We start from the raw sequence: 5,588 nt of genomic DNA on the forward strand, positions 1-5,588 counted from the left end.
ATAACACATATTCAAAAGCAGCTACTACTTTTTTGTTCTAAATCAAAAAAACATGGCTACGGGAAAGACTAAAGGCTTGAAAAACGATGTGCCTTGCCTAGCCATCGCGCCAGCGATTTGGTACAATTGAGGCAGGACCCGAAGGGGAGAAAGGAGGCGCGCATGTCGAAGGTAGCATTGGTGCGTTGCGAGGACTACAGGGAAGACAAGGTGTTGCAGGCGGTGGAGCGGGGGCTTGACCTGCTGGGCGGTCCCGGGGCCTTCCTGCGCCCCGGGGAGAAGATCCTGCTCAAGCCCAACCTGGTGGCGGCGGACCCGCCGGAGCGCTGCTCCACCACCCATCCGGCGGTGTTCGGGGCGGTGGCCAAGGTCCTCCAGAAGGCGGGGGCCCAGCTCTCCTACGGGGACTCCCCCGGCTTCCACAGCCCAGGGGCCGCGGCCAAGGCCAGCGGCATCGGGGAGGTGGCCAGGGCACTCCAGATTCCGCTGGCGGACTTCGTCACCGGCAGGACCATTTTTTACCAGGAAGGGATCCAGAACAAGAGGTTCGTCATCGCCAACGGGATCTTCGCCCAGGACGGGCTGGTGAGCCTTCCCAAGCTGAAGACCCACGGCTTCGCCCGGATGACCGGATGCATCAAGAACCAGTTCGGATGCATCCCCGGCAAGCTGAAGGGGGAGATGCACGTGAAGCTTCCCAGCGCCCTGGATTTCTCCCGGATGCTGGTGGACCTGAACCGGTACATCGCCCCCCGGCTGTACGTGATGGACGGCATCCTGGCCATGGAGGGGGAGGGTCCCCGGGGAGGGACCCCCAAGCCCATGCGGGTCCTCCTGTTCTCCGCGGACCCGGTGGCCCTGGACGCCACCGTCTGCAGGATGATCGGCCTGGACCCGGCCCTGGTGCCCACCACCGTCTACGGCCAGGAAACGGGCATGGGCAGCATGGAAGGGGTGGAGCTTGTGGGGGACCCCTTCGACTCCTTCCTGGACGAGGGGTTCGAGGTGAAGCGGGAGCCGGTGAAGCCCTACAGGAAGGGGGCCCTGCTCAAGGCCCTGAACAACCTGGTGATCCCCAAACCCTACATCCTGGAGGAGAAGTGCGTGAAGTGCGGGGTCTGCGTGCTCATGTGCCCGGTGAAGCCCAAGGCCCTCCAGTTCCCCGACAGGAGCCGGAAGACGCCCCCGGTCTACCACTACCAGCGGTGCATCCGGTGCTACTGTTGCCATGAGCTCTGCCCCAAGAGCGCCATCCGGCTGCAGACCCCGGTGCTGCGCAGGGCCCTGGACAGGCTGGGTCTGGTCCAGGGGAAGGTCTCCAGGCCCAGGAGGAAGAAAAGGAGGTAAGCAGATGGGTGAAACGACCATGCCGGTGATCCGGCAGAAGATCGCAATCGGCATCAGCGGCTGCTGCATGGGCGCCAAGGTGCGCTACAACGGGAAGGGATGGGACATGCTGAAGTTCATCGGCAGGGAGAAGGGGGACTACCTCTGGCATCCCGTCTGTCCCGAATGCCTGGCGGGGCTTCCCGTACCCAGGAACCCCATCCGCATCCACCCCGACGGCCGGCAGGTCTGGGAGGGGGGAGGGAGGGTGCTCTCCAGGAGTGGCGACCTGACCCGGGACCTGAAGGAAGGCTGCAGGATTTCCCTGGAGGTCCTGCGGAAAGCGGGGGTGGGGGTCTTTGTCTTCATGGAGGGGAGCCCCAGTTGCGGAATCCACCGGACCACCCTGAAGGGGAACCGCCGGGGGAATCCCCCCGGGGTATTCGGGCACCTGCTGGAAGAGGAGGGGTTCTTCACCATTCCTGTGGCGGTGCTCCAGAGCCCCATCCTCTGGTGGGATGCCCGGCGTCGGATGCTGGCCTTCCTCTGGCTTTCGGAGCAGGAGGCCGCCACCCCCCGGGAGCTCTACGGGATCTGGCATGTGCTGAAGTTCCTCTGCCAGGAGCTGGACAACCCCCTGGCCCGGGAATGGGGGAAACGGCTCTCGGCCATGAAGCCCGGGGACTTCCCCGGGCTGGGGGAGGCCTTCAAGAGGGAGGTCCTGGCGCTGCTTAGGACCCCCTCCACCCTGCCCAGGATCAAGCAGAGCATGTGGAAGAACTACATCCACTACAGGAGGAAGACGGGGAAGGACCTGGCCCAGATCAAGATGCCCACGGACCTGCGGAGCGCCACGGCCCTGGCGGGGGAGCTGTTGCTCCTGGAGAGGGAGAGCGCCGTAGGGGAGGTCCTCTTCGGCACCTCGCCCATCGTCTACAGGCCCTAGGAGGCAGGAGGAGGTTTGCATGGAAGGAAGGCTGCGCATCCTGAAGGAAGGTGGGGGCGGCAGGGGGCCGGTGGTCCATTGGACCAGCCGGGACCTGCGGACCCAGGACCACTGGGGGCTGTCCCTGGCCTTGGAAGAGGCGGAGCGGGCGGGAAGGCCCCTGGTGGTCTGTTTCGTGCTCCACAGGAATTTCCTGGGGGCCGCCGCCCGGCAGTACGACCATCTGGAGAAGACCCTCCGGATCCTGGAGCGGGAGCTTGGGCGGCTCTCCATCCCTTTCCGGCTGGTGTCCGAAGGGGACGGGGAATGGGTGCGCTTCCTCCGGGAGCTGGACCCCTGGGCCCTGTACATGGAGGCCAGCCCCCTGCGCAAGCACAGGGACTTCCAGGAGGAGGCGCTAAAGGCCCTGGACTGCCCGGTCCGCCTGGTGGACGCAAGGAACGTGGTGCCGGTCTGGGAGGCCTCGGACCACCAGGAGTACGGGGCCTACACCCTGCGCCCCAAATGGTGGAGGAAGGCCCCCCTGTTCCGGGAGCTCCCGCCGCCCCTCCATGCCCCCACCGTACCGGCCCCCCCGGCCCCGGACAACGACTGGGGGCTCTTCGGCAGGCTTTTGGTCAACCGGGAAATCCCGCCGGTGGAGGGGATCCCGGTGGAATCGGACCGGATCCTGGAGGAGATGGAGCGGTTCCTCCTGGAGGACCTTCCGGATTACGGGAGGCTGGGGAACGACCCGGTCCGGGACTGCGTCTCCAGGATGTCCCCCCACATCCATTTCGGGCGGGTGGCCCCCGCCCGGCTCTACCGCATGGTGGAGGAACTGGCCCCCGAAGGGGAGTCCAGGGACGCCTACCTGGAGCAGCTCCTGGTCCGCCGGGAGCTGGGGGAGAACTTCTGCTGGTACCGTCCGGACTACGACCGGACCACCGTCTTTCCCGCCTGGGCCCGGGAGACCCTGGAGGTCCACCGGCCGGATGTCCGGGAACACCTCTACAGTCCGGAGGAATTCGAACGGGCGGCCACCCACGACCCACTCTGGAACGCCTCCATGGAGCAGCTGCGGAGGGAGGGGCGGATCCACGGCTACATGCGCATGTACTGGGCCAAGAAGATCCTGGAATGGAGCCCCGGACCGGAGGAGGCCCTGGCCACGGCCATCCGCCTGAACGACACCTGGGCCCTGGACGGACGGGATCCGGTGGGCTACGCCAACATCGCCTGGTCCGTGGGAGGGGTCCACGACCGGGCCTGGGCCCAGCGGCCCGTCTTCGGGAAGGTCCGCTACATGAACGACCGGGGCTGCCGGCGGAAGTTCGATGTGGAGGTCTATATCGGAAGAACCAGTGGACAAACAGGCCCGCATTTGTTATGATGGTGGATGATGAAAATTGTGGGTCCGGAGGTCCCGGACAGGAAAGGAAATACAAATGGAGAAATCAATGGACAAAATTGTTGCCTTGGCCAAAGCAAGGGGCTTTGTCTATCCGGGCAGCGAAATCTACGGAGGCTTGGCCAATACATGGGATTACGGTCCCCTTGGCGTGGAACTGAAGAACAACGTGAAGAAGGCCTGGTGGCAGAAGTTCGTGAAGGAGAGCCCCTACAACGTGGGCGTGGACTGCGCCATCCTCATGAACCCCCAGGCCTGGGTGGCATCCGGCCACGTGGGTGGATTCAACGACCCCCTCATGGACTGCAAGAACTGCAAGGAACGCTTCCGGGCGGACAAGCTGATCGAGGACTACATGAAGGCGCAGGGGATCGTGGTACAGGATCCGGTGGATTCCTGGTCCAACGCCCAGATGAAGGAATACGTGGACGAGCACAACATCGGTTGCCCCTCCTGCGGCTCCCATGACTTCACCGACATCCGCCAGTTCAACCTGATGTTCAAGACTTTCCAAGGGGTCACCGAGGACGCCAGGAACACCGTCTATCTCCGTCCGGAAACGGCCCAGGGGATTTTCGTGAACTTCAAGAACGTCCAGCGGACTTCCAGGAAGAAGCTGCCCTTCGGCATTTCCCAGATCGGAAAATCCTTCCGCAACGAGATCACCCCCGGGAACTTCACCTTCCGGACCAGGGAATTCGAGCAGATGGAGCTGGAATTCTTCTGCGAGCCCGGCAAGGACATGGAATGGTTCGTCTACTGGAAGGACTACTGCGTCCAGTGGCTGAAGGACCTGAGCATGAAGGAAGAAAGCATGCGGATCCGGGACCACAGCGCCGAGGAGCTGAGCCACTACAGCAACGCCACCAGCGACATCGAGTACCTCTTCCCCTTCGGATGGGGCGAGCTCTGGGGGATTGCGGACAGGACGGACTTCGACCTGCGCCAGCACCAGGAGCACTCCGGCCAGGACATGACCTATTTCGACGAGAACACCAAGGAGCACTACATCCCCTACTGCATCGAACCCTCCCTGGGAGCGGACCGGGTGACCCTGGCCTTCCTTTGCGAGGCCTACGACGAGGAGGACCTGGGAGACGGGGACAGCCGGGTGGTGCTCCGCTTCCATCCGGTCCTGGCGCCCGTCCAGGTGGCCGTCCTGCCCCTCTCCAAGAAGCTGTCGGAGCAGGCGGAGCAGCTTTCCTTCCAGCTCTCCAAGAAGTACAACGTGGAGTACGACGACCGGGGAAGCATCGGCAAGCGGTACCGCAGGCAGGATGAGATCGGCACGCCCTTCTGCATCACCTACGACTTCGAGAGCCTGGAGGACGGCACCGTGACCGTGCGCCACAGGGACTCCATGGAGCAGGAGCGGATCCGCATTGAGGAACTCAACTCATATTTTGACCAAAAATTCACATTCTAATGACCAAAACTTGTGAAAACGGCCCTTCCAGGGCCGTTTTTTTGCAACTTTAACAAAAATCACCCTACCCAAATCCGGTTTTTATGCTATAATAATAGCGCCGGCAGGCCGGCAATCTAGGATAGTTATTTCATGACCGATTAGGAGGAGAACCGCATGAGTAAGAAGTTCGTTTACATGTTCAGCGAAGGAAACGCAGGCATGAAGAGCCTTCTGGGTGGAAAAGGGTCCAACCTGGCCGAGATGACCAATTTGGGACTTCCCATACCCCAAGGTTTCACCGTGACAACGGAAGCATGTATCAAATATTACGAAGACGGAAAAACGGTTGCGGAAGAGATCGTCAAAGAGATAGAAGCGTCTCTGAAGAAACTGGAGGAAATGACAGGCAAGAAATTCGGGGACGAGAACGAACCCCTGCTCCTTTCCGTACGCTCCGGCGCCCGGGCCTCCATGCCCGGCATGATGGACACGGTCCTGAACCTGGGCCTCAACGACGT

At 62.6% G+C, this 5,588-nt stretch carries 5 protein-coding genes; all 5 read left to right on the plus strand.

The window, feature by feature from the left end; all coding sequences use genetic code 11:
- Window positions 1–162: 162 nt before the first annotated feature.
- A complete protein-coding gene (locus tag GXN74_RS14000; RefSeq protein WP_162371554.1) occupies window positions 163–1,347 on the plus strand; it encodes a DUF362 domain-containing protein in 1,185 nt (394 codons plus the stop codon).
- Between the two features lie 4 nt (window positions 1,348–1,351).
- A complete protein-coding gene (locus GXN74_RS14005; RefSeq protein WP_212505827.1) occupies window positions 1,352–2,272 on the plus strand; it encodes a 2-thiouracil desulfurase family protein in 921 nt (306 codons plus the stop codon).
- A gap of 19 nt (window positions 2,273–2,291) precedes the next feature.
- Window positions 2,292–3,644, plus strand: coding sequence for a deoxyribodipyrimidine photo-lyase (locus tag GXN74_RS14010; protein ID WP_162371555.1), 1,353 nt, complete (start codon window positions 2,292–2,294; stop codon window positions 3,642–3,644).
- A gap of 55 nt (window positions 3,645–3,699) precedes the next feature.
- Entirely contained in the window at window positions 3,700–5,088 is a 1,389-nt protein-coding gene (locus GXN74_RS14015) for a glycine--tRNA ligase (RefSeq protein WP_162371556.1), read from the plus strand.
- 156 nt (window positions 5,089–5,244) lie between these two features.
- Window positions 5,245–5,588: PEP/pyruvate-binding domain-containing protein (locus GXN74_RS14020; RefSeq protein ID WP_281355239.1), on the plus strand; the 344-nt coding region annotated here is incomplete at its 3' end.

Source organism: Anaerotalea alkaliphila, from assembly GCF_010179735.1.
GTDB lineage: Bacteria > Bacillota > Clostridia > Lachnospirales > Vallitaleaceae > Anaerotalea > Anaerotalea alkaliphila.

What these genes read in the sequence shown, in the direction of transcription:
- GXN74_RS14015 (WP_162371556.1), top strand. Translation starts at nt 3,700, where the DNA reads ATGGAGAAATCAATGGACAAAATTGTTGCCTTGGCCAAAGCAAGGGGC.
- GXN74_RS14005 (WP_212505827.1), top strand. Translation starts at nt 1,352, where the DNA reads ATGGGTGAAACGACCATGCCGGTGATCCGGCAGAAGATCGCAATCGGC.
- GXN74_RS14000 (WP_162371554.1), top strand. Translation starts at nt 163, where the DNA reads ATGTCGAAGGTAGCATTGGTGCGTTGCGAGGACTACAGGGAAGACAAG.
- GXN74_RS14010 (WP_162371555.1), top strand. Translation starts at nt 2,292, where the DNA reads ATGGAAGGAAGGCTGCGCATCCTGAAGGAAGGTGGGGGCGGCAGGGGG.